Below are 24427 nucleotides of genomic sequence, written 5' to 3'. Positions count from 1 at the left end.
CGGGCGCGCCCGCCGCTCCCCTCGCACCCGCCGCGCGGCCCGCGCCTCGGGCCGGGCGGGCGGGGGCCGGCGGGAGCTGGCCTTTGAGGGGGCCCCATTCGTTCGGGTCGGGGACTCCCGGCGGGAGCATCTGGCGGCGTTTCGGGCCGCCGTGCTCCGACTCCCCCGGCTCCTTCGCGCCCGGCCATGCCTTCGCCACGCGGGCCGCCAGGACGAAGTCCTTGCGCAGGGGGTGCCCCTCGAAGCCCTCGGGCAGGAGGAGCGGGTCCAGGCCGGGGTGTCCCTCGAAAGTGACGCCGAACATCTCGTGGGTCTCGCGTTCGTGCCAGGCGGCGCCCGCGTAGACCTCGACGGCGGAGGGGAGGACGGGTGCGGAGTGCGGAACCGTGGTGCGTACGAGCAGGCGGCGGACCGGGGCCAGTGCCACGACGTGGGCCGAGACGCGGAAGCCCGCGCCCGGTTCGGTGCCGGGTTCGTCGACGGCGCTCAGCCAGTCGAAGTAGGTGCAGGCCAGAACGTCACGCGCGCTCCGCAGGGAGACGAGCCAGGACTCCGGCGGCACGTCGACCGTCAGTACCTCGTAGGACTCCTCGGCCGTGGCGTCGGGGCCGAAGAGTTCCTCCACGGGTGCGGGGAGCCATCCGGTTCCGGTCGTCCCGGTCATCGGGCGTCCCCCACGGCGGGCGAGGTGGCGGGCGGCCGGACGAGGTCGCTCTGCAGCGCGGCCGCGGAGGGGCGGCCGGCGCCGGAGGACGCGTACCGCTCCCCCAGTGACTCGCGGGCGATCTTCTCCTGGAGCTTGAGGATGCCCTGGAGCAGCGCCTCCGGGCGGGGCGGGCAGCCCGGTACGTACACGTCGACGGGGATGATCTGGTCGACGCCCTTCGTCACGGAGTACGAGTCCCAGTACGGGCCGCCGCAGTTCGAGCACGCGCCGAAGGAGATGACGTACTTCGGCTCGGGCATCTGCTCGTACAGGCGCTTCACGGCCGGGGCCATCTTGTCCGTGACCGTGCCGGAGACCACCATCAGGTCGGCCTGGCGCGGGCCCGGTGCGAACGGGATGACGCCGAGGCGGATGAAGTCGTGACGGGCCATCGACGCCGCGATGAACTCGATCGCGCAGCAGGCGAGTCCGAAGTTGAAGACCCAGAGCGAGTAGCGGCGGCCCCAGTTCAGGACCACCTTCATCGGCTCGGGGGCCAGCCGGGCGAGCGCGCCCAGCCGCTTCGGCTCCGGCAGCAGCACCGGCTCGGGAGCCGACGACGTCGAGGGAGTCGAGGACGCCGACGGGGTCGGGGCGGCCGACGAGGTCGAGGCGGCCGTGGGGGTCACGTCCATGTGAGGACGCCCTTCTTGTATGCGTACAGCAGACCGACGGCCAGGAAGCCGAGGAAGATGAACATCTCCACGAGCGTCGCCGCGCCGTAGCCCGGCGCGGCGAAGACCGTCGCCCAGGGGAAGAGGAAGATCGAGTCGACGGCGAAGATCACGTACAGGAAGGCGTAGACGTAGTAGCGGACCTGGGTGTGGGCCCAGCCCTCGCCGACGGGGTCGACCCCGCACTCGTACGTCATGAGCTTCTCGGGGGTCGGGACGACGGGGCGCAGCAGGCGGCCCGCTCCGAAGGCGACGGCGACGAACAGCACGCCGACCACGGCGAGCAGCCCGACGACCGAATAGGACTGGAAGTAGTCCGCCGCGACCATGGTCGGTTCCGGCACGTCCGCCCCTCGCTCCCTGGCCTGGATGACCTCGTGTGACCTCGTACAGCGGGCCCGTACGAGTCCGTGGGACCACGTGTGGGCCTGCCCGCGCGCCGTGCGATGCGCCGCGTTCGACGATCTGTACGCACCGGAGTCTAGGGCCTGCTAAAGAGACCGTAAGCAGCCCGTCACGGTTAGGCATGGTGCAGTTGTGTTCCCGGGCCGCGGTCGAAGAGGGCTGGAGCCGCCGAAGGTGGGGTTTTCCCCCGGAGACGGAGGCGGCCCACCTCATGGCGCCGCGCGCCGCGGTTCGGCAAGGTGGCGCCTATGACCGAACGCATTCCGGCCGTCGACACCCTGGGCATCGGCACCGACAGGCCGCCACCCCCGCGCTTCGCCTACGACCGGCACACCTGGAAGGAGATCTCGCATCTCCTGGCCAACCTGCCGGCGTCCCTCGTCGGATTCGTCTACGTCGTCACGATCCTGTTCCTGGGAGCGGGGCTGACGGTGACGGTGATCGGGTTGCCGGTCCTGGCGTTCGGGCTCCTGGGCGCGCGCCAGCTGGGGAAGTTCGAGCGGCTGCGGGCCAGGGGCCTGCTCGGGGTACGGGTGGACGAGCCGAGCCCCCTGCCGTTCCGCGGGCGGGGCGGGTTCTTCGGGTGGCTGTGGATGGCGCTGAAGGACCCGGTCGGCTGGCGGACCGTGCTGTACGAGCTGATGCGGCTGCCGTGGAGCATCGTCACCTTCACCGTCACGCTGACGTCGTTGTTCGTGCTGTGGCCGGTGCTGCCGTTCATCGCGCGCGGCCTCGCCAACGCCGACCGGGCCATGGTGCGCGCCCTGCTGTCGCCCTCCGACGAGCTGGAACAGCGGATCGCCGAGCTGGAGTCGGACCGGGGGGTGGTCGTCGACACGGCCGCGGCCGACCTGCGGCGCATCGAGCGCGACCTGCACGACGGGGCGCAGGCCCGGCTGGTGAACCTCGCGATGGGGCTCGGTCTGGCGAAGGAGAAGCTGCTGGAGGGGCAGGCCGACGAAACCGTCGCCGCCATGGTCGACGAGGCGCACGGCGAGGTGAAACTGGCGTTGCAGGAGCTGCGGGACCTGGCGCGGGGCATCCACCCCGCGGTGCTCACCGACCGTGGTCTGGACGCGGCGCTGTCCTCGGTAGGCGCCCGCTGCACGGTGCCGGTGAAGGTGACGGCCGATCTGCCGGCCCGGCCGGCCGCGGCCATCGAGGGCATCGCGTACTTCACCGTCTCCGAGCTCCTGCAGAACGTCAGCAAGCACAGCGGGGCGCGGTCCGCCTCGGTCGACGTGTGGCGTTCGGAGAACCGGCTGCTCATACAGGTCTGGGACGACGGCCGCGGGGGCGCATCGCTCGACGGCGGTACGGGGATGGCGGGACTCGCGGACCGGCTCGGCGCGGTGGACGGCCTGTTCGTCGTCGACTCGCCGGTCGGCGGGCCGACGACGATCACGGCGGAACTGCCCTGGCGGGACCGGGACCGGATGGAGGGGGTCGGGGGGAAGGGCTGATCCTTGGGCTCGGCCCGGTTTCCTCCGGGAGGGGTGACGCCCCCGAACGTCCCCGAGCAGGGGCGCGTTCGGGGGCGTACGTGTGTGCGTCCGGGCGACGGGGCGCGTGGGCGGCGGGGTAGGGAAAACCCCCGGGCCGAGACGCCGACGCGCTCCATGTTCCGTGGGCGCCGCACACAGCACAGTGGAGTTACACCAGCGGACGAAGCAGCTGAACGAACCGAAGCAGCTGACGGACAGGAACGGACGGCGGCCATGGCCACGGAGTACGGACAGGGATACGGGTGGGACGACGGCCCCGGATTCCGGGGGGAGGGCACCGGGGAGCGGGGGCACCGGCTCCCCGCCGCGCTGCGGGCGCCGGTCGAGGCCCGCAGCCTGCGTGAGTTCGCCTACCTGATGCTGAGCCTGCCGCTCAGCATCTTCATGTTCACCTTCGCCGTGACGATGATGTCGCTCGGCGCGGGCCTGCTGATCACCTTCCTCGGCGTCCCGGTACTCGCCGCGGGCCTCGCCGGCTGCCGCGCGCTCGGCGCGCTGGAACGCGGGCGCGCCCGCGCCCTGCTGGGGCTCGACGTCGCCGCACCGGAACCCCTGCGGATGCGCAAGCAGGGCCCGATGGGATGGATGGGAGCCACGCTGAAGAGCGGCGCGTCCTGGCGCCACCTCCTCTACACGGTCATCCACTTCCCGTGGGCCGTGTTCGCCTTCTCCGTCGCCATCACCCTCTGGACGACCGGCTGGACGCTCCTGACGTACCCGCTGTGGTTCTGGGTCTTCCCCATGCACGGCGGCCAGGACGGCCTGCAGCTGTACGGGGACGAGGGGCACCAAGTCTACCTCGACAACCCCTTCGAGATCACCGTGACCGCGCTCGTCGGGCTGCTGCTCACCCTGGCGACGCCGTGGATCATACGGGCGCTGACCCTCGTGGACCGGGTCCTCGTGGGCGCCCTGCTGGGCCCCTCGAAGCTGGCCACCCGCGTGGTCGAACTGGAGTCGGACCGGGGCGTCGTGGTCGACACGGCGGCGGCCGACCTGCGGCGCATCGAGCGCGACCTGCACGACGGGGCGCAGGCCCGGCTGGTGGCGCTGGCGATGGATCTGGGGCTGGCGAAGGAGAAGCTGGCGGAGGATCCGCAGGCGGCGGCGCGGATGGTGGGCGAGGCGCACGGCGAGGTGAAGACGGCGCTTCAGGAGCTGCGGGATCTCGCGCGCGGGATTCATCCTGCCGTGCTGACGGACCGGGGGCTGGACGCGGCGTTGTCGTCGGTCGCCTCCCGGTGCACCGTGCCCGTGCAGGTCGAGGTCGATCTGCCGGCTCGGCCGGCGCCCGCGATCGAGGGGATCGCGTACTTCACGGTGTCCGAGTTGCTGCAGAACATCAGCAAGCACTCTCGGGCCACGCGGGCGACCGTCGATGTCTGGCGGATCGAGAACCGGTTGATGCTTCAGGTGGTCGACAACGGGGTCGGGGGGGCGGATGCGGGGGCCGGGTCCGGGCTTGCGGGGCTTGCGGGGCGGCTTGATGCGGTGGATGGCATTCTCGTGGTCGATTCGCCGGTGGCGGGGCCCACTCGGGTGACCGCGGAGTTGCCCTGGCGGGCGGCCTGAGTTTTTCCCCAGCCCCGCCCCTTCCCGAAACGGGGGCTCCGCCCCCGCGCCCCCGCGCCCCTGACAGACGAAGGATTGCGCCGTTCCCCGCGCCCCTGAAAAGCGAAAGACTGCGCCGTTCCCCGCGCCCCCGGAAAGACGAAAGACTGCGCCGTTTCCCGCGCCCCTGACGGGGCGGGGGCGCGGGGCGGAAACATGCCGCGTTCGGGTCCCGATGCTGGGATGCTGGGGGCTGACGTATGTGCGGGGCGTGGGCGGGGATCGACCCGGTGCGCGGTCCGGGACGGGCTGGGGGGCCGAGAATCGTGGAGGACAGAGTGCGCGTGGTCATCGCCGAGGATTCAGTGCTGCTGCGGGAGGGCCTGACCCGGTTGCTGACCGACCGCGGGCACGAGGTGATCGCCGGCGTCGGGGACGGGGACGCGCTGATCAAGACGATCACGGAGTTCGCAGCGCAGGACGCGCTGCCGGACGTCGTGGTCGCGGACGTCCGGATGCCGCCGACCCACACCGACGAAGGCGTGAAGGCGGCCGTGCAGTTGCGCAAGCAGCACCCGGGGCTCGGTGTCCTGGTGCTGTCGCAGTACGTGGAGGAGCAGTACGCCACCGAACTGCTGGCCGGTTCCACCACCGGGGTCGGCTATCTCCTCAAGGACCGGGTAGCCGAAGTGAGGGAGTTCGTGGACGCGGTCGTCCGCGTGGCCCGCGGCGGCACCGCTCTCGACCCGGAGGTCGTCGCGCAGCTGCTCGGGCGCAGCCGGAAGCAGGACGTCCTCGCGGGACTCACCCCGCGCGAGAGGGAGGTCCTGGGACTGATGGCCGAGGGACGGACGAACTCCGCGGTGGCCCGGCAGCTCGTGGTCAGCGACGGCGCGGTCGAGAAGCACGTGAGCAACATCTTCATGAAACTGGGCCTGTCGCAGAGCGACGGGGACCACCGCCGCGTTCTCGCGGTCCTCACCTATCTCAAGTCGTGATGAGCGGACACCGTGTCAGGGATCCAGCGCCGCACGAGTGCGAGAACCGATCGTTGTGCACGGAGCGTCTTGGCAGGTAACTCCGGGGGGCGGAGCAATCGTGGCAAAACAGGATGTACGACAGTCTCGAAACGGCGTCCGTCATGAGCGCTTCCCGGGGCGGGCACCCCTTGCCGACGTAGGGTTGGGCCCGGGGTGGAGGCCTGCGGGAGGGCCCCACCCGGACAGCCGCCTCGAAGGAGGTTCACTTCAGTGACCAGTCAGGTCAGCAGTCCAGCTGAGCAGGCCGACGGAGCCGTCGTAGGAGAACAGCGCAAACCGGCGGGTGACAAGGACGTACGCCGGCTCGATCGGGTGATCATCCGGTTCGCGGGGGACTCGGGTGACGGTATGCAGCTCACCGGAGACCGCTTCACCTCCGAGACGGCATCGTTCGGGAACGACCTTTCGACACTGCCGAACTTCCCCGCCGAGATCCGTGCGCCCGCAGGAACACTGCCGGGCGTTTCTTCTTTTCAGCTGCATTTCGCCGACCACGACATCCTCACCCCGGGCGACGCGCCCAACGTCCTCGTCGCGATGAATCCGGCCGCGCTCAAGGCGAACATCGCCGATGTGCCGCGCGGCGCGGAGATCATCGTCAACACGGACGAGTTCACCAAACGGGCGATGGCGAAGGTCGGCTACGCGGCCAGTCCGCTGGAGGACGGCTCGCTGGACGGTTTCTCCGTCCACCCCGTGCCGCTGACCACGCTGACCGTCGAGGCGCTCAAGGACTTCGACCTCTCGCGCAAGGAGGCCGAGCGCAGCAAGAACATGTTCGCGCTGGGCCTGCTGAGCTGGATGTACCACCGGCCGACCGAGGGCACCGAGAAGTTCCTCAAGACGAAGTTCGCCAAGAAGCCCGGCATCGCGGCGGCCAACATCGCCGCGTTCCGCGCGGGCTGGAACTTCGGCGAGACGACCGAGGACTTCGCCGTCTCGTACGAGATCGCCCCCGCCACCCAGGCCTTCCCGACGGGCACCTACCGCAACATCTCCGGGAACCTCGCCCTGTCGTACGGGCTGATCGCCGCCTCCCGGCAGGCCGACCTGCCGCTGTACCTGGGCTCGTACCCGATCACGCCCGCCTCCGACATCCTGCACGAGCTGAGCAGGCACAAGAACTTCGGCGTACGCACCTTCCAGGCCGAGGACGAGATCGCGGGGATCGGTGCGGCGCTGGGCGCGGCCTTCGGCGGGTCGCTCGCCGTGACCACGACCTCCGGCCCCGGCGTGGCACTCAAGAGCGAGACGATCGGGCTCGCCGTCTCCCTCGAACTGCCCCTGCTGGTCATCGACATCCAGCGCGGCGGCCCCTCGACCGGGCTGCCCACCAAGACCGAGCAGGCCGACCTGCTGCAGGCGATGTACGGGCGCAACGGCGAGGCCCCGGTCCCGATCGTGGCCCCCCGCACCCCCGCCGACTGTTTCGACGCGGCCATCGAGGCGGCCCGGATCGCGCTCGCGTACCGCACGCCGGTGCTGCTGCTGTCGGACGGCTACCTGGCCAACGGCTCGGAGCCGTGGAGGATCCCGGAGACCGACGAACTTCCCGATCTGCGGGTGCAGTTCGCGCAAGGGCCCAACCACACGCTGGACGACGGCACCGAGGTCTTCTGGCCGTACAAGCGCGATCCCAAGACCCTGGCCCGTCCCTGGGCGATCCCGGGCACGCCCGGCCTCGAACACCGCATCGGCGGCATCGAGAAGCAGGACGGCACGGGCAACATCAGCTACGACCCGGCCAACCACGACTTCATGGTCCGTACGCGGCAGGCGAAGATCGACGGCATCGACGTCCCCGACGTGGAGGTCGACGACCCCACCGGGAACGCGGACACGCTGGTGCTGGGCTGGGGTTCGACCTACGGACCGATCACCGCGGCGGTACGCCGGCTGCGCGCGGCCGGGGAGCACATCGCGCAGGCCCATCTGCGGCACCTCAACCCCTTCCCGCGGAATCTCGGCACCGTACTGAAGCGTTACGACAAAGTGGTCATCCCCGAGATGAACCTCGGTCAGCTGGCCACGCTGGTCCGGGCGAAGTACCTGGTCGACGCCCACTCGTACAACCAGGTGAACGGCATGCCGTTCAAGGCTGAGCAGCTCGCCACGGCTCTCAAGGAGGCCATCGATGGCTGAGACGACCACGGAAGGCTCGGGCACGATCGAGGCGCTCACTCTGGTGCCCAAAGCCGAGGCCAAGCAGTCCATGAAGGACTTCAAGTCCGATCAGGAAGTGCGCTGGTGCCCCGGCTGCGGCGACTACGCGATCCTCGCCGCCGTACAGGGCTTCATGCCCGAACTCGGCCTGGCGAAGGAGAACATCGTCTTCGTCTCGGGCATCGGGTGCTCCTCCCGCTTCCCGTACTACATGAACACGTACGGGATGCACTCCATCCACGGGCGCGCGCCCGCCATCGCGACCGGACTCGCCTCGTCCCGGCAGGATCTGTCGGTGTGGGTCGTCACCGGTGACGGCGACGCGCTGTCCATCGGCGGCAACCATCTGATCCACGCGCTGCGGCGGAACGTGAACCTGAAGATCCTGCTGTTCAACAACCGGATCTACGGGCTCACCAAGGGCCAGTACTCCCCGACCTCCGAGGTCGGGAAGATCACGAAGTCCACGCCGATGGGTTCGCTCGACGCGCCGTTCAACCCGGTGTCGCTCGCGATCGGCGCGGAGGCGTCCTTCGTGGCGCGGACCGTGGACTCCGACCGCAAGCACCTCACCGAGGTCCTGCGGCAGGCCGCCGCCCACCCGGGCACGGCCCTCGTCGAGATCTACCAGAACTGCAACATCTTCAACGACGGCGCCTTCGAGGTCCTCAAGGACAGGCAGCAGGCCGAGGAGGCGGTGATCCGCCTGGAGCACGGGCGGCCGATCCGCTTCGGCGCCCCGCTGGAGGACGGTCTCGGTTCGAAGGGCGTCGTGCGCGACGCGGTGACCGGCGATCTGAGGGTCGTCACCGTCACCCCGGAGAACGAGCCGCTGATCCTGGTCCACGACGCGCACTCCACGTCGCCGACCACGGCGTTCGCGCTGTCCCGGCTCGCCGATCCGGACACGCTGCACCACACGCCGATCGGTGTGCTGCGGGCCGTCGACCGGGCGGTCTACGACACGCAGATGGCCGACCAGCTGGACTCCGCCATCGAGCAGAACGGCAAGGGCGACTTGTCCGCGCTGCTCACGGGTGGGGACGCCTGGACCGTCGTCGGCTGACCGTCTGCGGGGTTGCGGGGCGCTCCGCTGCGGCGTGGCGTCTCGGCTGCGGGCGGGCTGTGGTTGGGTGCGCGGTTCCCCGCGCCCCTCTGGGCACAGCGAGGCTCGGTCGCGTAATTACGACCGGGCCTCGTCGTATGCCCGCCTCGCCTTCTCCACCGCGTCCATCCGCTGCTCGGTCCACAGCGCCAGGGCCAGGACCTGTTCGGCCGCCTCCCGGCCCAGGTCGGTGAGCGAGTAGTCGACGCGCGGCGGGATGACCGGTTTGGCGTCGCGGTGTACGAGGCCGTCGCGTTCCAGGGTCTGCAGGGTCTGGGTGAGCATCTTCTCGCTGACCCTGCCGATCGCCCGCCGCAGCTCGCTGAAGCGGTACGGGCGCTCCCTCAGCTCGATCAGGACGAGGACGCCCCATCGGCTGGTGACGTGCTCCAGGACGAGGCGGTACGGGCACATGCCCTCGCCGACGGAGTACTTGTCCACGACCGGATTCACTGCCGAGCCACTTACTGCCATGGAGGTACCTTACTTCAAAGTGGGTACTTTCCAGAAGTTAGTGCAGCTCTTATGGTGAGTGACGTACCCACCCCACAAGGAGTTGTTTCCACCATGAGCATCGTCGTCACCGGAGCCACCGGACACCTCGGCCGTCACGTCATCGAGGGTCTGCTGGAGAAGGTCCCGGCCGACCAGGTCGTCGCCGTCGTCCGCAGCGAGGAGAAGGCGGCGGACCTCGCCGCCCGCGGCGTGCGGATCGCGGTCGCCGACTACAACGCTCCCGAGACGTTCGACAGCGTCTTCTCCGCCGGCGACCGGGTGCTGCTCGTCTCCGGCAATGAGTTCGACAAGGGCCGGGTCGGCCAGCACAAGGTCGTCCTCGACGCAGCCAAGGCCGCCGGAGTCGCGCTCTTCGCGTACACCAGCGCCCCCGGCACCCTGACCGCCGCGCTGGCCGACGACCACCGGGGCACCGAGGCGGCGATCCTGGAGTCCGGTGTGACGTACACCCTGCTGCGCAACGGCTGGTACAACGAGAACTACACCGAGAACCTGGCCCCCGTCCTCGAACACGGCGCCGTCGTCCAGGCAGCCGGCGAGGGCCGTATCTCCACCGCCTCGCGCGCCGACTACGCGGCCGCCGCCGTGGCCGTGCTGACCGGCGAGGGGCACGAGAACACGACGTACGAGCTGGGCGGCGACACCGCTTTCGGCTTCGCCGAGTACGCCGCCGTCGTGGCGGAGGCGTCCGGCAAGGAGATCACGTACAACGCCGTCCCCGTCGAGACGTACAAGGGCATCCTGACCGGCGCCGGCCTGCCCGCGCCGTTCGCCGAGATCCTGGCCGGTGTGGACGAGTCCATCGAGAAGGGCGAGCTGATCGTCGGCACGGGTGACCTCTCCCGGCTGACCGGCCGTCCGACCACGCCGATCGCCGAGTCGGTCGCGGTGGCGCTCAAGGGCTGAGCCCCACCCCGGACCCGTACGGGACCCGCACCCCCGCCTGTCATGACCGTATGGCGATACGGGCATGACGTACGGGGGTGCTTGGCGCTACCTTCTTTGAGTTTGGAGCTACAGGGAAAGAAGGGCCGTGCCGGTGGAGTCCGAGGGCAGACAGCAGATAGGGCCGGGCGCCGGGCCGGACATCCGGCCGGGCATCGGGCCGGACGCGGGTCCGGAGTCCAAGGGCGAACAGCGGATCGGTCTGCTGAACGGTTTCGCCGCGTACGGCATGTGGGGGCTCGTCCCCCTCTTCTGGCCGTTCCTCGAACCCGCGAGCGCCGGAGAGATCCTCGCCCACCGCATGGTCTGGTCCCTCGGCGTCGTACTGATCGCCCTCCTGGTGATGCGCCGCTGGTCCTGGGCGCTCCCGCTGCTGCGCCAGCCGCGCAAGCTGGGCCTGATCACCGTCGCGGCGGCCGTGATCACCGTCAACTGGGGCGTCTACATCTGGGCCGTGAACAGCGGCCATGTGGTGGAGGCGTCACTCGGCTACTTCATCAATCCCCTCGTCACCATCGCGATCGGCGTCCTGCTCCTGAAGGAACGGCTGCGGCCGGCCCAGTGGGCGGCGGTCGGCACCGGCTTCGCCGCGGTACTCGTCCTGACCATCGGCTACGGCCAGCCGCCGTGGATCTCCCTCTGCCTCGCCTTCTCCTTCGCCACGTACGGGCTGGTGAAGAAGAAGCTCAACCTCGGCGGCCTGGAGTCGCTGGCCGCGGAGACCGCCGTCCAGTTCCTGCCCGCGCTCGGCTACCTGGTGTGGCTGTCGGCCCAGGGCGACGCGACCTTCGGCGGTGAGGGCGCCGGACACGCGGCGCTGCTGGCCGCGACCGGTGTGGTCACCGCCCTGCCGCTCGTGTGCTTCGGCGCGGCGGCGATCCGGGTGCCGCTGTCCACGCTGGGGCTGCTGCAGTACCTGGCACCGGTGCTGCAGTTCCTGCTCGGCGTCCTGTACTTCCACGAGGAGATGCCGCCGGAGCGGTGGGCCGGGTTCGCGCTGGTGTGGGCCGCGCTGTCGCTGCTGACCTGGGACGCTCTGCGCACGGCCCGCCGGTCGCGGACGGTCCTGCGGAACGCGGCGATCGCCGCGGCTTCGGCGACGGCGGCCTGTGCGACCGCGGAGGCGGTGGTTCCGGAGGAGGCCGTTCCGGAGACGGCGGTCTCGGAGGTGACGGCCGGAGCGGCCGAGGCGGGCGGGGCGGCCGAGCAGGACCAGGCGAGCCGGCGTCAGTAATCGTCGTCAGTAGTCGGTGTCCTTGCCGAGGAACAGTTCGGCGAATCCGGCCGCGGCGGCCGGCGAGCCGAGAGTCCGCCGCAGCCGCGCCCGCGCGACCCCCGCACGGAACGGATCGCCGGACGAGACACCGTGGTACATCTCGGACAGCCACTGCGAGAACTCCTGGTACTGCCACACCCGCCGCAGACACCTCCGCGAGTAGTCGCGCAGCCCGCTGTCGTCCCCCTTGCCGTAGTGGGCGACGAGCGCGTCGCCGAGCAGCAGGGAGTCGTGGATCGCCAGGTTCATGCCCTTCGCGCCGATCGGTGCGAGCAGATGGGCCGCGTCCCCCACCAGATACAGCCGCCCGTACGCCATCGGCTCCACCACGTAGTTGTGCATGGCCAGGACCCGCTTCTCGATCAGCTCGCCCTCGACGAGCGGCGGGGCCCCGTCCGCCGCGAGCCGTTCGTGCAGCTCGGACCAGACGCGCTCGTGCGACCAGTTCTCCGGGTCGTCGCCCGGTGGGCATTCCAGGTAGTACCGGGTGACCTGCGGACTGCGGGCCATGTGACCGGCGAACCCGCGCGGATGGATACCGAAGACCACGCAGTCGGAGGACGGGGGCGCCTCGGCGAGGAGGGCCAGCCAGCCGACGCCGAGGTCGTGCCGGGCGATCGTGACGTGCTCCGGCGGCATGTGGTCGCGGGTCACACCGCGCGCGCCGTCGCACCCCGCGACGAAGTCGCAGTCGAGCCGCACGCGTTCACCCGTCGCCGGATCCGTGTACGCCACCGAGGGCCGGTCGGTGTCCGTCCCGGCCGGCTCGACGTCACGGACGCCGAACCGGATGTCGCCGCCGCGGACGTCCGCGTACTCGCGCACCAGGTCGGTCACCAGGAGCGGCTGCGGATAGACGTAGTGCCGCTGGCCCGACACACCCGTGTACGGGAACCGGTGGCTCTCCCCCGCGAACCGGAACTCGCACTCGGTGTGCACCACCGTGTTCCGCAGCAGCCGGTCCGCGAGGCCCCGCCCGTCCAGCGCACGGACCGCCCACTCCTCCAGGAATCCCGCGCGCGGACGGCGCTCGATGAACTCCCTGCTCTCGTTCTCCAGCACCACGCAGTCCACGGAGGCGGCCCGCAGGATGTTGGCCAGGGTGAGGCCGGCGGGGCCTGCGCCCACGACGACGACACGGGTGCGCTGGACGGAGTCGGAGGAGGTGGAGGAACCGGGAGAGGCAGAGGCGTCGGGGGCGGCTGCGGTCATACGAACAGTATGGCGAAATCGGCCCGGGTCGTCGTCAACTCGGGTCCTGCGGGACGCGGTTGGCGGGGAGGCCGGAGAGGGCGGAGAGGCCGGGGGTGACCACGACGGCTGCCTCGGGGGCCTCCCCGGGGGCCGCTCCCGTAGCTGCTGCTGCGGGGGCCGCCGCCTGGGCCCTCGGCTCCGGGCGCCTTCCGAGGCCGAAGGACGACAGCAGTGCGCCCAGCGTCACCATCACCACCGGGACGACCAGGGCCGCGCGGAAGGCGGACAAGGTGGCCTCCGGATCCGGATCCGGACCCGCGGCGGCTCCCTGGGAGGCGAGGCCGTACACCGCCGTCACCGCCGAGATGCCGACCGCCGAGCCGAACTGTGTGAAGGTGTTCAACAGACCGCTCGCGAGCCCCTGTTCGGACTCCGCCACACCGTCCGTCGCCGCGATCGTGAGCGGACCGTAGGCCAGCGCGAAGGCGGTGCCCGCGATGATCAGGGTCGGGAACATCGCCGCGTACGACCAGTCCATGCCGACGGGCAGGAAGAGCCCGTACGCCACGATCGCGAGGACGAAACCGCCGAGGATCACCCTGCCGTGGCCGAAACGGGTGACCAGCCGGGGTGTCAGCGTGGGGGCGAGGATCGCGTCGCAGCCCAGGGCCACCAGGGCGATCGCCGTCTGGAGCGAGGACCAGCCGCGCAGTTCCTGGAGGTAGAGGGTGAGGACGAACTGGAAGCCGAAGAAGGCGCCCACGAAGAGGAGAGCGCCCAGGTCGGCGCGGACGACGGACCCTTCACGGAAGATGCCGAGGCGGACGAGGGGGGTGGCGGTACGGCGTTCGACCGCGACGAACACGACGAGCAGAGCGGTGGCCGCCGCCGCCGTCGTGGCCGTCAGCCACCAGCCGTCCAGGCCGTGTTCGAGCCGGATGACGGCGTAGGCGGCGAGCAGCATGGCACCTGCGGCGGTGACGGCCCCGAGAAGATCGAAGCCTTCGGTACGCCGATGGGGGCGGCCCTTGCCGGGATCGCGGGGCTCCCCGGTGCGGGCTTCCGTGGAGCGCGGCTCCCCGGAGCGGGACTCCACGGTGCGCGACTGCCCGGTGCGCGACTGCTCGGTGCGGGGCGCCCGGGTGTCGTTCGGCTGGGCCGGGATCAGGCGGACGGCGGCCAGCAGCAGCGCGCCGGCGAGCAGTACCGGGGCGAAGAAGACCCAGCGCCAGCCCAGTTGGGTGAGCAGGCCGCCGATGACCAGGCCGAGCGAGAAACCGCCGGCCGCCGTGCCCGCGAAGATCAGCAGAGCCTTGTTGCGCTGCGGACCCTCCGCGTACGACGTCGTGATGAGGGACAGCGCGGCCGGGGTCATGAAGGCCGCCGCCACACCGGTGACGAAGCGGGCGACGATCAGCGTCCAGCCCTCCGTGGCGAACCCGCCGAGACCCGAGAAGGCGAGGAAGACCGTCAGCCAGGTGAGGAACATCCGGCGGCGGCCCAGCAGGTCGGCCGCGCGACCGCCGAGCAGGGTGAAGCCCGCGTAACCGAGCACGTACGCGCTCATCACCCAGGCCGCGGTGTCCGTGGGCAGGCCGAGGTCGGATCTGATGGACGGGATGGCGACGGCCAGCATGGCGACGTCGATGCCCTCCAGGAAGATCGTTCCGCAGAGGACGAACAGCAGGGCCCAGGCGCGGGGGCCCATCGCGACTTCTCCGGATGCCGTGGCCGCTTCTCCGGGATTCGTCGCTGCTTCTCCGGGTTTCATCGTGACTTCTCCTCAGGAGGGCGTGCGGGAAGAGGTGGTTACCCGAGTGAGGGTCAGTTCCCTCTTGTAACCGGTGCCAGCCTGCGGCAGCATCGGCAGGCATGGAAGAAGGCACTTCAAAGTCACCGAGTAACTGCGCGAGCACCGTGGATTACGGCGACGCGGACCCCTTCCAGTGGGACACCCGGGAGGACTGCCAGGTGCGGCAGATCCTCGACCGGGTGGCGGACAAGTGGTCCCTCCTGGTGATCGCCCTGCTCGAATCCCGGCGGCTCCGGTTCACCGAGCTGCGGCGGGAGATCGACGGGATCAGCCAGCGGATGCTGACGGTCACGCTGCGGCAGTTGGAGCGGGACGGGCTCGTGAAGCGGACGGTTCATCCCGTGGTGCCGCCGAGGGTGGAGTACGAGCTCACTCCGCTCGGGGGGACGCTGCACGCGACCATCCGGTCCCTGGTGACCTGGACGGAGATGCACCAGGGCGAGATCGCGATGGCGCGGGCCGCTTATGACGAGCGGATCGAGGCGGAGGCGGAGGGGCGGGTGGAGGGGCAGGCGGAGGGCGTCGGGCGTGTCTGAGGGGCTGTTTTCGCCCCCGCCGGGCGAACCGATCCAGGCCGAGCCGGGCTGAGCCGGGCCGGGTCGGGCTGAGCCGGGTCTTGCCGGTCGAGCCGGGTCGGGTCTTGCCGGGCCGAGCCGGGCCAGGTCGAGCCGGGTCGGATCTTGCGGGCCGGGTCAGCCCGGGTCGAACCCGTGGACGAGACCCCTCAGTCGTCCCCCTCAGTCGTCCCCCTCGGCCCGCCGCGCCCGGTGCGCGCGCACCTTGTGCACGTTGCCGCAGTGTTCCATCGCGCACCACCGGCGCCGACCCGGCCGGGACGTGTCGACGAACAGCAGGCCGCAGTTGCCGGATCCGCACTCGCGGAAGCGGTCCGCGTACGGCCCGGTGAGCAGTTCGACCGCCTCACGGGCGACGGTGGCCAGCAACCGCGCCACCGTGGCCCCCGGCGCCCACCCGCGCGAACCGTCCGCCTCGATACGCGCGGCGAGCGGCGCCCCGGCCGCGGCGAGGTTGACGGCAGCCAGTTCACGGGCCGCCAGCGGCCGGCCGTGGGCGCGGTCGGCGACGACCTGGAACAGCGCGTTCCGCAGGGCTCGCGTTTCCGCCAACTCCCTTTCCATGACCGGCATTTCGAGGCCGCCCGGCAGCCGGCTCCGCTCCACCCAGCGCAGCAGGTCCGCGGGCTCGTGCAGCGACTCGTAGCGGGCGAACTCCCCCGGTCCGCCCGTCGTCAGCAGCTCGGTGCACAGCGCCCCGGCGTCGAAGCGGTACCGCTTCCCGCCGTACGACACGAGAGTCAGTCCGGGCGATTTCATTGCAGGCGCGCTCACGTAACCACTATAAGTGGTTACCATGACACACCCCTCCGCACCTCAGTCCGCGCCCACCCCCGAGCCCGCACCCCTGCACTGGAAACTCGTCGTCGACACCGCCGACCCGCACGCGCAGGCGGATTTCTGGGGCGCCGCGCTCAACTATGTGGTCGAGGACCACAGTTCGCTGATCGAGCGCCTGCTGAGTGTCGGCGCCGCACCTCCCGAGCTCGTCGTCGAGTCGCACGGCCGCCGCGCCTGGCGGGACGCGACCGGCGTACGGCATCCGCAGGACCCGTACGAGGAGGAGACCGGGGTGGGGCTCGGACGGCGGCTGCTGTTCCAGCGCGTACCGGAGCCGAAGACCGTGAAGAACCGCCTGCACATCGACCTGCACACCGAGGGCGGGAAGCGGGAGGCGGAGGTCGCGCGACTGACCGGGCTCGGGGCGACGGTCGTCCGCGAGGTGAAGGAACCCTCGGGCGAGTGGGTGGTGATGGCGGACCCGGAGGGCAACGAGTTCTGCCTCCACTGACCGCTATGCGAACGCGGCTGACCGGATTGCGCTCTTGACGGAACGTCAACCTCAGCTTCACCATCAGGCACCCATTTCCGCAAGGAATCCAAGGAATCCAAAGGAATTCGGAGCCCCCCACATGAAGCTCTCCGTTCCCGGACGCGCCACGGGTGCCGCCGCCATGGCGATCGCCGCGTTGCTCACGACGAGCGCGATAGCCGACGCCGCGCCCGCACGCGTGGCCGCCGCACCGGACATACCCGTGGCCAACGTCAAGGCCCATCTCACCCAGTTGCAGTCCATAGCCACCGCCAACGGCGGCAACCGCGCCCACGGCCGCGCCGGCTACAAGGCCTCCCTCGACTACGTGAAGGCCAAGCTGGACGCGGCCGGGTTCACCACGGTCATCCAGCAGTTCACCTCCTCCGGCAGCACCGGCTACAACCTGATCGCCGACTGGCCCGGCGGCGACACCAACCAGGTCGTCATGTCGGGCTCCCACCTCGACAGCGTCTCCTCGGGGCCCGGCATCAACGACAACGCCTCCGGTTCGGCAGCCGTCCTGGAGGCCGCGCTCGCCGTGTCCCGGGCGCAGTACCAGCCCACGAAGCATCTGCGGTTCGCCTGGTGGGGTGCCGAGGAGCTGGGCATGGTCGGCTCGCGCTACTACGTCAACAGCCTCACCACCGCCAACCGCGCGAAGATCAGCGGTTATCTGAACTTCGACATGATCGGGTCGCCGAACCCCGGCTACTTCGTCTACGACGACGACCCGGCCATCGAGAAGACCTTCAAGGACTACTTCACCGGTCTCGGCGTCGCGACCGAGATCGAGACCGAGGGTGACGGCCGCTCGGACCACGCGTACTTCAAGAGCGCGGGCATCCCCGTCGGCGGCCTCTTCACCGGCGCCAGCACCCGCAAGACCGCGGCGCAGGTGACCAAGTGGGGCGGCACGGCGGGCGTGGCGTTCGACCGCTGCTACCACTCCTCGTGCGACACGACGGCGAACATCAACGACACCGCCCTGAACCGCAACAGCGACGCCCTCGCGTACGCGGTGTGGGAGCTGTCGGAGTAACGGCGGACCGGCCCGTTTCGGGGTGGCCGACGACTGCATGCATGTGCATATACTGCATACGCGTGTTAGTGCATGTGCGTGTAGTCGTCGGACGCCCTACATGACGGAGCCCTCATGACCCGCCACTTCCTCTTCCTTCTGGGCAGCAGCCGCGACAACGGCAATACGGAGCTGCTGGCCCGCAAGGCCGCCGAGCAGCTGCCCGCCGATGTCACCCGGCGCTGGATCGATCTGGCCGAGCACCCCCTGCCCGACTTCGAGGACCTGCGCCACGACAGCGACCATGTCCGGCCGTCCGGTGACCACACGGCGACGCTTCTCGACGCGACGCTCGCGGCGACGGACCTCGTCATCGCCTCACCGCTGTACTGGTACTCCGTGTCCGCGTCCACCAAGCGCTACCTCGACCACTGGTCGGGCTGGCTGCGCACGCCGGGCCTCGATTTCAAGAGGACGATGGCCGGACGCACCATGTGGGGCGTCACCGCTCTCGCGCACGAGGAGCAAGAGGTCGCCGCTCCTCTCATCGGCACCCTCAACAACTCGGCCGCCTACCTGGGGATGCGCTTCGGCGGCGTCCTCCTCGGCAACGGCAGCAAGCCCGGAGACGTACTGAACGACTCAGGCGCGCTGGCCGCCGCCAAGACGTTCTTCGCCCAGGAGCCCCCGCTCGCCCGCTTCCCCTACGACGCCCCCTATGACGTCGCCTACGAGAGCTGAGCGGGTTCCGGGGGCCGTGGTCCTCGCTACGCCGTGATGTCCTTCGCCGTGAAGCGCGCCCAGGCCGCCGCGCCGAACACCGCCGCGTACAGCGCCTGCAGTTCGAGGTTGCGTATCAGGTCGTCCCAGTAGACGGGGTCGCGCATGAGGTCGGCGAAGGACAGCCAGTAGTGCGAGAAGATGTACGGCTGTATCGCGTGCAGTTGGGGGATCTGGTCGAGGATCTGCACGGTGATGAGCAGACCGACGGTCGTCGCCATCGCCGCGATCCCGCTGTTCGTGAGGGTCGAGACGAACAGCCCCAGCGCCGCGACCCCGATCAGTGACGCGGCCACGATCAGCGCGATCAGCAGCGCCCGGCCCAGCCCCTCGCCGAAACTGATGCGCGTGCCGGAGATCGTCGTCAGCTCGCCCAGCGGGAACAGGAGCGCGCCGACGACGAGCGCCGAGGTCGCCACGACGAGGGTGGCGATGACACAGAAGGCCAGCGTGGTCGCGTACTTGGTGATCAGCAGGCGCGTACGCCCCGCCGGCGCGACCAGCAGATAACGCAGCGTCCCGGCGTTGGCCTCGCCCGCTATCGCGTCACCCGCGATGACGCCGACCGCCATCGGCAGGAAGAACGGCAGGGTCGCGGCCAGCGCGGTGAACACCAGGAACAGTCCGTTGTTGGTGATCTGCGCGATGAACGCGGGCCCCTCTCCCCCGCCGCCTCCGGCGGACGACCCGTCGCTCGTCTCGATCTTGACCGCGATGCCGACCAGTACCGGCACCGCGGCGAGCACCCCGAGCAGGGCGATCGTCCGCCAGCGGCGGAGCGTGGTTCTCAGTTCGTTGCCCAGCAGCCCGAGAGTCCACAGGGGGCTCGGCGTCCGTCCGGCGGCGGCTCTTTCCGGGGCCGCCTGCGCCGCCGACGGCTCGGCGGCCTCAGCCCGCGACATCGAAACCCTCCCCCGTGAGCGCCACGAACGCGTCCTCCAGCGAGGCCCGCTCGATCCCGAAGCCTCGGACACGGACGCCCGCCGTGACCAGTGCCGCGTTCACCTCGGCGAGGTCGCGGTCCGGTGGATCGGCGCTCACCCGGTCCTCGGCGACCACGACGTCGCTCAGTCCCTGTTCCTTCAGCACCCGGGCGGCCTCGCCCGGGTCGGGTGTGGTCACGACGAGCCGGCTGCGCGCGCCCGCCGCCAGCTCGGCCACCGGCCCCTGGGTGATCAGCCGGCCCTGTGCCATCACGGCTGCGTGGGTACAGACCTGCTCGATCTCGTCGAGCAGATGCGAGGAGAGGAACACGGTCGTGCCGTCCGAGGCCAGCTCACGGACCAGGGCGCGGATCTCCCGCATGCCCTGCGGGTCGAGTCCGTTGGTGGGCTCGTCCAGCACGAGCAGCTTCCTGGGCTGCAGCAGCGCGGCCGCGAGCCCGAGCCGCTGCTTCATCCCCAGCGAGTACGCCTTCGCCTTCTTGCCCGCGGCCGCGGTCAGCCCGACCCGGTCGAGCGCCGTGGCCACGCGGGTGCGCCGGGTGCGCGGGTCGGCGGACGGGTCGGCGGAGTCGTACCGCAGGAGGTTGTCGCGGCCGGAGAGGAAGCCGTAGAGGGCGGGGCCCTCGATGAGCGCGCCCACGTGCGGCAGCACGGTGCGCGTGGCGCGCGGCATGGGCCGGCCCAGGACGCGGGCCGTGCCGGAGGTCGGCTCGATCAGGCCCATCAGCATTCTGATGGTGGTCGTCTTCCCGGAGCCGTTCGGTCCGAGGAAGCCGAAGACGCTGCCCGCCGGGACGGCCAGATCGAGGCCGTCGACGGCGAGCTGTCCACCGCGGTAGCGCTTGGTCAGCGCACGGGTGGCGATCACGGTGTCGCCCGTACCCGACGAGCCGTCCGTATCCGCCGGGCGGCCGGTCGTGTCGCCGTTGCCCGTCGTGTCCCCGTCCGCGGTGGACAGTTCCGCCATCGACTCCCTCACTTCGCCTTGCCCTCGGGGAACCCCGCCGTCAGGGGGCCGACCGGTACACGTACGGGACCTACTTCGCGGCGTTGGCCGCCTTCACCAGCGCGTCCTTGGTGACCGCGCCCGCGTAGACCTTGCCGTCGTCCGTGATCAGCGCGTTGACCAGGCGGGTCGAGAAGACCGTGCCCGAGCCGAACTTGCCGCTCACCTGGTCGCCCAGCGAGTCCAGGAACCGGCCCGCGTCGCCTCCGCCGGAGCTCTCCGACGGCAGGCCCTCGCCGCCGGTGTCGAACCGGGCGATGGAGCTCCAGCCCTCGCCTATCACGTTCAGGCCCTGGAACTCCTTGCCCAGGTCCTCGCCGCTCCCGGGACGTGCCTTGTCCCCCTTGCCCACGTGCCCCTTGCGCGCGTCACCCTTGCCCGCCGGGCCGTCGGACTCCAGCTCGTCGCCCTCGGTGACCTTCGCGCCCTTCGGCGGGCTGAAGTCGAAGGTGGACGCGGCCGGCCTGGAGAAGTCGACCTTGGTGAAGCCCGCGTCGATGACGGCCGCGCCGCCGCTCGCCGGGGTGAGCGTGAACTTCAGCGGCAGACCGGTCTTCGCGTCCACGGCGACGGAGATCGCGCCGACCGTCGAACCGGACTGCTTCGGCTTGATCAGCAGCTTGTAGGCGTCCCGCCCGGCGATGCGCGCCGTACCGTCGACGGTCACGGACGTCGTGTCGTCCGACGCCTTCAGCGCCTCCTCGGCCAGCTCCTTGGGCGTGGCCGGCACGTCCTGCGACCTGCCCTTCGTCCCCTTCTCCGCGGAGTCGGAAGAAGCGTCGGAGGCGTCCTTCATGTGGTACGCCTCGTTCGACGCGCTGTCGTACGCCCACACCTCGTCGCCGTTGTGGATCACGCTGTACTCGGCGGCCTTGTCGAGGAGCGACAGCTTCTGCTTGTCCTCGCCGTCGGACGCGACCCGCAGTGTGTGCGTACCGGACGCCAGTTCCATCAGCTTGGACGACGGGTCCGCGGACGAGCCCGAGCCGTCGCGCCCGCCGCTCGCGGCACCGCCGAGGCTGCTCTCCAGGCCGCCGAGGTTCGGCAGGCCGAGGTCCGTGCTGATCTTCACCGTGCCGGACAGCTGCTGTACGTCCGAAGCGGCGATCTTCTCGATGAGCTGCTGGGCGCTGACGTCCGGCAGGTCGGGGTCGCCGGAGCCCGCGAACGCCGGGACCAGCCCGATGGTCGCCGCCGCCACCCCCACCACCGCGACGGGAACGACATAGCGCGCGGCCTTCTGCCGTCGGCTGCCCCTGTCGTCCGCCTCGTCCTCGGTCGTGCTGTCGTCGGATCCGTACGGTGCCATGTGTGCCCTACCTCCGTTGTCGGCGGCGGCTAACCGTCCACGCACTCGTCCACCCTGGCCGCCATTGTCACCCGAACTGCTGTGAAGTGGTGTGTCCCATCTGACCAAATCGGTCGGCCGAAAGCGTCAGACCTCGGAGCCAACTCCGTGTACACCTGCGGTATGACATGGGTGGACGGCGCCTCCCCCGACCCGTAGGGGTCGCACGGGGAGGACGCCGTCCGTGTAACTCGCCGAAGGGCGATGAAACCCTTCACCTGACTTCGCCTGACTCCGTCCGCCGTCGCCTGGCGTCGCCGGCCGTGTGGCCCGGCTCCGCGCCTACCGGTTCACGAAGACGTAGTCCGCGCCGTACGGCACCCCCACGATCGCCCCCACCTTGCAGGAGCCGGCCGGAGCCACCCCGCCCACGGTGTTCAGGCGCAGGATCTCCGCGGTGCCCGCGAGCAGGCCCCGGTGCTTGCCGGACTGCGTGGCCCTGAGGTCCAGTTCGGGGATGTTCCGGTCGCCGTTCGGGGTCTTGGAGATCACCGCGCCGGTCACCGCGCTGCGGTCGGCCGCGATCCACTGCGGAGTACCCGAGTTGGGCTTCACGAACGAGTGGGCGATGGGACCGCCCAGCACGGCGCTCACATCACGCTGCGCGAAGGCCGTGGTGCCGTCGGCCGACTTCTTGCACTCGTAGATCTGCTTGCCCTTGATGACGGAGGCCTGGAAGTTGTTCAGCGCGTGCCGGAAGTCGAAGTCCGTGGTGACCTTGTGGAGCTGGCCGCGGACCGCGCCGCCCGGGAACTCGGCGGTGTGCAGGTTGGCGTAGAAACTGCCCGGGTCGGCCTTCAGCTTCCCGAGCAGGGCCGCGTCCTTCACCTTGACCGTGCCGGTGACCGTGCGCCCCCGGGCGTCGTCCAGCAGCCCGGTGAAGTCGACCTTCACGCCGCCGTTGACCCCCTTGGCGCCCTCGTGGATGTGGAGCATGGCGGGCTTGCCGGTGCCCCGCCACTTGACGGCGACGGACACCTTGTCGCCCTTGACCCTGACGAATTGCAGCGCCGCGCCGTCCTTGTCGCCTACCGCGGGGCCGCCCTGGACGGGTACCTCGTTCGCGCCGTTCAGGCTGGCGGCGAGGATGGTGCCGCCCTTGCCGCCGACGAGAGCGCCGCTCTGTACCCCGATGGATCCCTCGCCGTGCCCCGAGTGCCTTGAGTGCTCCGCGCCCGTGCTCGACCCCGAACCCTTTCCGGAGCCGCCGCTGTCGGCGACCGCGGGAATGACGGCGGCGGCGACCCCGGCCGCGGCGGCCACCGCGACACCGGTCATGACGAGGCTCTTACGGCGCTGTGCGAACGTAACGATCGTCCCCATGATTCTTTTTCTCCCCGTACTTCCGCTGACGCCCCCTGCGTCAGCTTCTGCACTGGATTACGGAACAGATCTCAGGCTGGACTCATTCCAAGTATGTGACCTGAGTCACACCGCCGGAAGGATCGCCCGGGTCGCCGCCGGGGAGGCCGTGCGGCAGGGGAAAGACGCGCAGGTCAGCCCGCGCGGTGCACCACGGCGTCGCACAGCTCCACCAGAGCCGCCTTCGCGTCGCACTCCGGGAGCGGCGCCAGCGTGGCGCGCGCGTCCTCCGCGTACCGCACGGTGTCGCGGCGGGCCTGGTCGAGCGCGGGGTGGACGCGCAGCCTGGCGAGCGCCTCCGCGTGCCGAGCGTCGTCCGTCAGGTCGGACGCGAGCAGTTCGGCGAGGGCGATGTCCTCCGCGAGTCCCAGCCGCTCGACGCGCTCGCGCAGCCGCAGGACAGGCATCGTCGGGATGCCCTCACGCAGATCGGTGCCCGGTGTCTTGCCGGACTCGCGCGAGTCGCTCGCGATGTCCAGCACGTCGTCGGCGAGCTGGAAGGCCACGCCGAGCCGCTCCCCGTACTGCGTCAGCACGTCGACGACCGTCTCGTCGGCGCCCGACATCATCGCGCCGAACCGGCCGGCCACGGCGATCAGGGAGCCGGTCTTGCCGCCGAGCACGTCCATGTAGTGGTCGACCGGGTCGCGTCCGTCGCGCGGTCCGGCCGTCTCCAGGATCTGGCCGGTGACCAGCCGTTCGAACGCCTCCGCCTGGACGCGTACGGCCTCGGGGCCCAGATCGGCCAGGATGTGCGAGGCGCGCGCGAAGAGGAAGTCGCCGGTGAGGACCGCGACCGAGTTGTCCCAGCGGCTGTTGGCGCTGGGCACCCCGCGGCGCACGTCCGCCTCGTCCATCACGTCGTCGTGGTACAGCGTGGCGAGGTGGGTCAGCTCGACGACGACCGCCGAGGGCACGATCCCCGGCGCGTACGGGTCACCGAACTGGGCGGCGAGCATCACGAGCAGCGGCCGGAACCGCTTGCCGCCCGCGCGCACGAGGTGCTGCGCGGCTTCCGTGATGAACGGGACCTCGCTCTTGGTCGCTTCGAGCAGTCCCTCCTCGACAGCCGCCAATCCGGCCTGGACATCGGCTTCGAGAGCCTGGTCCCGCACGCTCAGCCCGAACGGCCCGACGACGGTCACGAGGGTCTCCTGTCTGCTGACGCTCTCAACGGCGGTCTCTG

At 70.5% G+C, this 24427-nt stretch carries 22 protein-coding genes and 1 pseudogene; 11 read left to right on the top strand and 12 right to left on the bottom strand.

Annotation, left to right across the window (positions count from 1 at the left end; genetic code table 11):
* The 3 genes and pseudogenes from IE278_RS31720 to IE278_RS31710 form a co-directional block, all read right to left on the bottom strand.
* On the bottom strand, nucleotides 1-841 hold an 841-nt coding region (locus IE278_RS31720), incomplete at its 3' end, for an NADH-quinone oxidoreductase subunit C (protein WP_506417403.1).
* Nucleotides 829-1191 (bottom strand): annotated as a pseudogene (locus tag IE278_RS43480) (NADH-quinone oxidoreductase subunit B); the annotation flags it as partial. The pseudogene IE278_RS43480 and the gene IE278_RS31720, both read right to left, overlap by 13 nt.
* Before the next feature lie 140 nt (nucleotides 1192-1331).
* Nucleotides 1332-1709, bottom strand: coding sequence for an NADH-quinone oxidoreductase subunit A (locus IE278_RS31710; RefSeq protein WP_149512306.1), 378 nt, complete (start codon nucleotides 1707-1709; stop codon nucleotides 1332-1334).
* 324 nt (nucleotides 1710-2033) lie between these two features.
* Here IE278_RS31710 and IE278_RS31705 point away from each other — a divergent pair, with 324 nt between their 5' ends.
* The 5 genes from IE278_RS31705 to IE278_RS31685 all read left to right on the top strand — a co-directional run bounded on the left by IE278_RS31705 (nucleotide 2034) and on the right by IE278_RS31685 (nucleotide 9110).
* Nucleotides 2034-3248: a sensor histidine kinase gene (locus tag IE278_RS31705; protein WP_189777060.1), complete on the top strand. Its 1215-nt coding sequence runs from the start codon at nucleotides 2034-2036 to the stop codon at nucleotides 3246-3248.
* Between the two features lie 255 nt (nucleotides 3249-3503).
* The gene (locus IE278_RS31700; RefSeq protein WP_189777058.1) at nucleotides 3504-4862 is read left to right on the top strand and encodes a sensor histidine kinase; all 1359 of its coding nucleotides are present in this window, start codon (nucleotides 3504-3506) and stop codon (nucleotides 4860-4862) included.
* Between the two features lie 305 nt (nucleotides 4863-5167).
* Entirely contained in the window at nucleotides 5168-5839 is a 672-nt protein-coding gene (locus IE278_RS31695; protein ID WP_189777056.1) for a response regulator transcription factor, read from the top strand.
* 252 nt (nucleotides 5840-6091) lie between these two features.
* Nucleotides 6092-8023: a 2-oxoacid:acceptor oxidoreductase subunit alpha gene (locus tag IE278_RS31690; protein WP_189777054.1), complete on the top strand. Its 1932-nt coding sequence runs from the start codon at nucleotides 6092-6094 to the stop codon at nucleotides 8021-8023.
* Nucleotides 8016-9110 carry a 2-oxoacid:ferredoxin oxidoreductase subunit beta gene (locus IE278_RS31685; RefSeq protein ID WP_189777052.1) on the top strand — a complete coding sequence of 365 codons (1095 nt, stop codon included), beginning with the start codon at nucleotides 8016-8018 and terminating at the stop codon, nucleotides 9108-9110. The genes IE278_RS31690 and IE278_RS31685 overlap by 8 nt, the downstream gene beginning before the upstream one ends.
* Before the next feature lie 117 nt (nucleotides 9111-9227).
* Here the strand turns inward: IE278_RS31685 and IE278_RS31680 are convergent, their stop codons facing one another.
* Nucleotides 9228-9623 (bottom strand): winged helix-turn-helix transcriptional regulator, encoded by a 396-nt coding sequence (locus IE278_RS31680; RefSeq protein WP_189777050.1) that lies wholly within the window; start codon nucleotides 9621-9623, stop codon nucleotides 9228-9230.
* Nucleotides 9624-9716: 93 nt separating this feature from the next.
* Here IE278_RS31680 and IE278_RS31675 point away from each other — a divergent pair, with 93 nt between their 5' ends.
* Entirely contained in the window at nucleotides 9717-10571 is an 855-nt protein-coding gene (locus IE278_RS31675) for an SDR family oxidoreductase (protein ID WP_189777048.1), read from the top strand.
* 268 nt (nucleotides 10572-10839) lie between these two features.
* Nucleotides 10840-11844, top strand: a complete 1005-nt coding sequence (rarD, locus tag IE278_RS31670) for an EamA family transporter RarD (RefSeq protein WP_189777096.1) — start codon at nucleotides 10840-10842, stop codon at nucleotides 11842-11844.
* Nucleotides 11845-11850: 6 nt separating this feature from the next.
* Here the strand turns inward: rarD and IE278_RS31665 are convergent, their stop codons facing one another.
* Complete coding sequence (locus tag IE278_RS31665) at nucleotides 11851-13098, bottom strand: 4-hydroxybenzoate 3-monooxygenase (RefSeq protein WP_189777046.1); 1248 nt, start codon at nucleotides 13096-13098, stop codon at nucleotides 11851-11853.
* 34 nt (nucleotides 13099-13132) lie between these two features.
* Nucleotides 13133-14788 carry an MFS transporter gene (locus tag IE278_RS42520; protein WP_246570941.1) on the bottom strand — a complete coding sequence of 552 codons (1656 nt, stop codon included), beginning with the start codon at nucleotides 14786-14788 and terminating at the stop codon, nucleotides 13133-13135.
* 164 nt (nucleotides 14789-14952) lie between these two features.
* On the opposite strand from IE278_RS42520, the gene IE278_RS31650 reads away from it, so the two are divergent.
* Nucleotides 14953-15429, top strand: coding sequence for a winged helix-turn-helix transcriptional regulator (locus tag IE278_RS31650; protein ID WP_189777044.1), 477 nt, complete (start codon nucleotides 14953-14955; stop codon nucleotides 15427-15429).
* A gap of 201 nt (nucleotides 15430-15630) precedes the next feature.
* Here IE278_RS31650 and IE278_RS31645 read toward each other — a convergent pair whose 3' ends face one another.
* Nucleotides 15631-16227 (bottom strand): CGNR zinc finger domain-containing protein, encoded by a 597-nt coding sequence (locus tag IE278_RS31645; RefSeq protein ID WP_189777094.1) that lies wholly within the window; start codon nucleotides 16225-16227, stop codon nucleotides 15631-15633.
* Nucleotides 16228-16264: 37 nt separating this feature from the next.
* Between IE278_RS31645 and IE278_RS31640 the strand changes: the two genes are divergently transcribed.
* From IE278_RS31640 to IE278_RS31630, 3 genes are all read left to right on the top strand, one after another.
* A complete protein-coding gene (locus IE278_RS31640) occupies nucleotides 16265-16759 on the top strand; it encodes a VOC family protein (RefSeq protein ID WP_189777042.1) in 495 nt (164 codons plus the stop codon).
* Nucleotides 16760-16880: 121 nt separating this feature from the next.
* Nucleotides 16881-17822: a M28 family metallopeptidase gene (locus IE278_RS31635; protein WP_189777040.1), complete on the top strand. Its 942-nt coding sequence runs from the start codon at nucleotides 16881-16883 to the stop codon at nucleotides 17820-17822.
* Between the two features lie 114 nt (nucleotides 17823-17936).
* A complete protein-coding gene (locus IE278_RS31630; protein ID WP_189777038.1) occupies nucleotides 17937-18542 on the top strand; it encodes a flavodoxin family protein in 606 nt (201 codons plus the stop codon).
* Between the two features lie 26 nt (nucleotides 18543-18568).
* On the opposite strand, the gene IE278_RS31625 is transcribed toward IE278_RS31630, so the two are convergent.
* The 5 genes from IE278_RS31625 to IE278_RS31605 form a co-directional block, all read right to left on the bottom strand.
* Complete coding sequence (locus IE278_RS31625) at nucleotides 18569-19483, bottom strand: ABC transporter permease (protein ID WP_189777036.1); 915 nt, start codon at nucleotides 19481-19483, stop codon at nucleotides 18569-18571.
* Nucleotides 19470-20492 carry an ABC transporter ATP-binding protein gene (locus tag IE278_RS31620; RefSeq protein ID WP_189777034.1) on the bottom strand — a complete coding sequence of 341 codons (1023 nt, stop codon included), beginning with the start codon at nucleotides 20490-20492 and terminating at the stop codon, nucleotides 19470-19472. The genes IE278_RS31625 and IE278_RS31620 overlap by 14 nt, the downstream gene beginning before the upstream one ends.
* Before the next feature lie 70 nt (nucleotides 20493-20562).
* Nucleotides 20563-21840 (bottom strand): LolA family protein, encoded by a 1278-nt coding sequence (locus tag IE278_RS31615; protein ID WP_189777032.1) that lies wholly within the window; start codon nucleotides 21838-21840, stop codon nucleotides 20563-20565.
* A 321-nt stretch (nucleotides 21841-22161) separates the two neighbouring features.
* On the bottom strand, nucleotides 22162-23202 hold the full coding sequence (locus tag IE278_RS31610) for a CHRD domain-containing protein (protein ID WP_189777030.1): 1041 nt from the start codon (nucleotides 23200-23202) through the stop codon (nucleotides 22162-22164).
* A 173-nt stretch (nucleotides 23203-23375) separates the two neighbouring features.
* Nucleotides 23376-24386: a polyprenyl synthetase family protein gene (locus IE278_RS31605; protein WP_189777027.1), complete on the bottom strand. Its 1011-nt coding sequence runs from the start codon at nucleotides 24384-24386 to the stop codon at nucleotides 23376-23378.
* Nucleotides 24387-24427 lie beyond the last annotated feature (41 nt).

The sequence above is a fragment of the Streptomyces tauricus genome (assembly GCF_014650955.1).
GTDB lineage: Bacteria > Actinomycetota > Actinomycetes > Streptomycetales > Streptomycetaceae > Streptomyces > Streptomyces tauricus.
Note: the sequence above shows the minus strand (reverse complement) of the source record. Positions and strands in the feature narration are given on the sequence as shown.

Coding starts and splice junctions, on each gene's coding strand:
- IE278_RS31615 (WP_189777032.1), bottom strand. CDS start 21,840: ATGGCACCGTACGGATCCGACGACAGCACGACCGAGGACGAGGCGGAC.
- IE278_RS31710 (WP_149512306.1), bottom strand. CDS start 1,709: ATGGTCGCGGCGGACTACTTCCAGTCCTATTCGGTCGTCGGGCTGCTC.
- IE278_RS31675 (WP_189777048.1), top strand. CDS start 9,717: ATGAGCATCGTCGTCACCGGAGCCACCGGACACCTCGGCCGTCACGTC.
- IE278_RS31640 (WP_189777042.1), top strand. CDS start 16,265: ATGACACACCCCTCCGCACCTCAGTCCGCGCCCACCCCCGAGCCCGCA.
- IE278_RS31645 (WP_189777094.1), bottom strand. CDS start 16,227: ATGAAATCGCCCGGACTGACTCTCGTGTCGTACGGCGGGAAGCGGTAC.
- IE278_RS31665 (WP_189777046.1), bottom strand. CDS start 13,098: ATGACCGCAGCCGCCCCCGACGCCTCTGCCTCTCCCGGTTCCTCCACC.
- IE278_RS42520 (WP_246570941.1), bottom strand. CDS start 14,788: ATGGGCCCCCGCGCCTGGGCCCTGCTGTTCGTCCTCTGCGGAACGATC.
- IE278_RS31620 (WP_189777034.1), bottom strand. CDS start 20,492: ATGGCGGAACTGTCCACCGCGGACGGGGACACGACGGGCAACGGCGAC.
- IE278_RS31625 (WP_189777036.1), bottom strand. CDS start 19,483: ATGTCGCGGGCTGAGGCCGCCGAGCCGTCGGCGGCGCAGGCGGCCCCG.
- IE278_RS31630 (WP_189777038.1), top strand. CDS start 17,937: ATGACCCGCCACTTCCTCTTCCTTCTGGGCAGCAGCCGCGACAACGGC.
- IE278_RS31700 (WP_189777058.1), top strand. CDS start 3,504: ATGGCCACGGAGTACGGACAGGGATACGGGTGGGACGACGGCCCCGGA.
- IE278_RS31680 (WP_189777050.1), bottom strand. CDS start 9,623: ATGGCAGTAAGTGGCTCGGCAGTGAATCCGGTCGTGGACAAGTACTCC.
- IE278_RS31650 (WP_189777044.1), top strand. CDS start 14,953: ATGGAAGAAGGCACTTCAAAGTCACCGAGTAACTGCGCGAGCACCGTG.
- rarD (WP_189777096.1), top strand. CDS start 10,840: ATGTGGGGGCTCGTCCCCCTCTTCTGGCCGTTCCTCGAACCCGCGAGC.
- IE278_RS31610 (WP_189777030.1), bottom strand. CDS start 23,202: ATGGGGACGATCGTTACGTTCGCACAGCGCCGTAAGAGCCTCGTCATG.
- IE278_RS31685 (WP_189777052.1), top strand. CDS start 8,016: ATGGCTGAGACGACCACGGAAGGCTCGGGCACGATCGAGGCGCTCACT.
- IE278_RS31705 (WP_189777060.1), top strand. CDS start 2,034: ATGACCGAACGCATTCCGGCCGTCGACACCCTGGGCATCGGCACCGAC.
- IE278_RS31635 (WP_189777040.1), top strand. CDS start 16,881: ATGAAGCTCTCCGTTCCCGGACGCGCCACGGGTGCCGCCGCCATGGCG.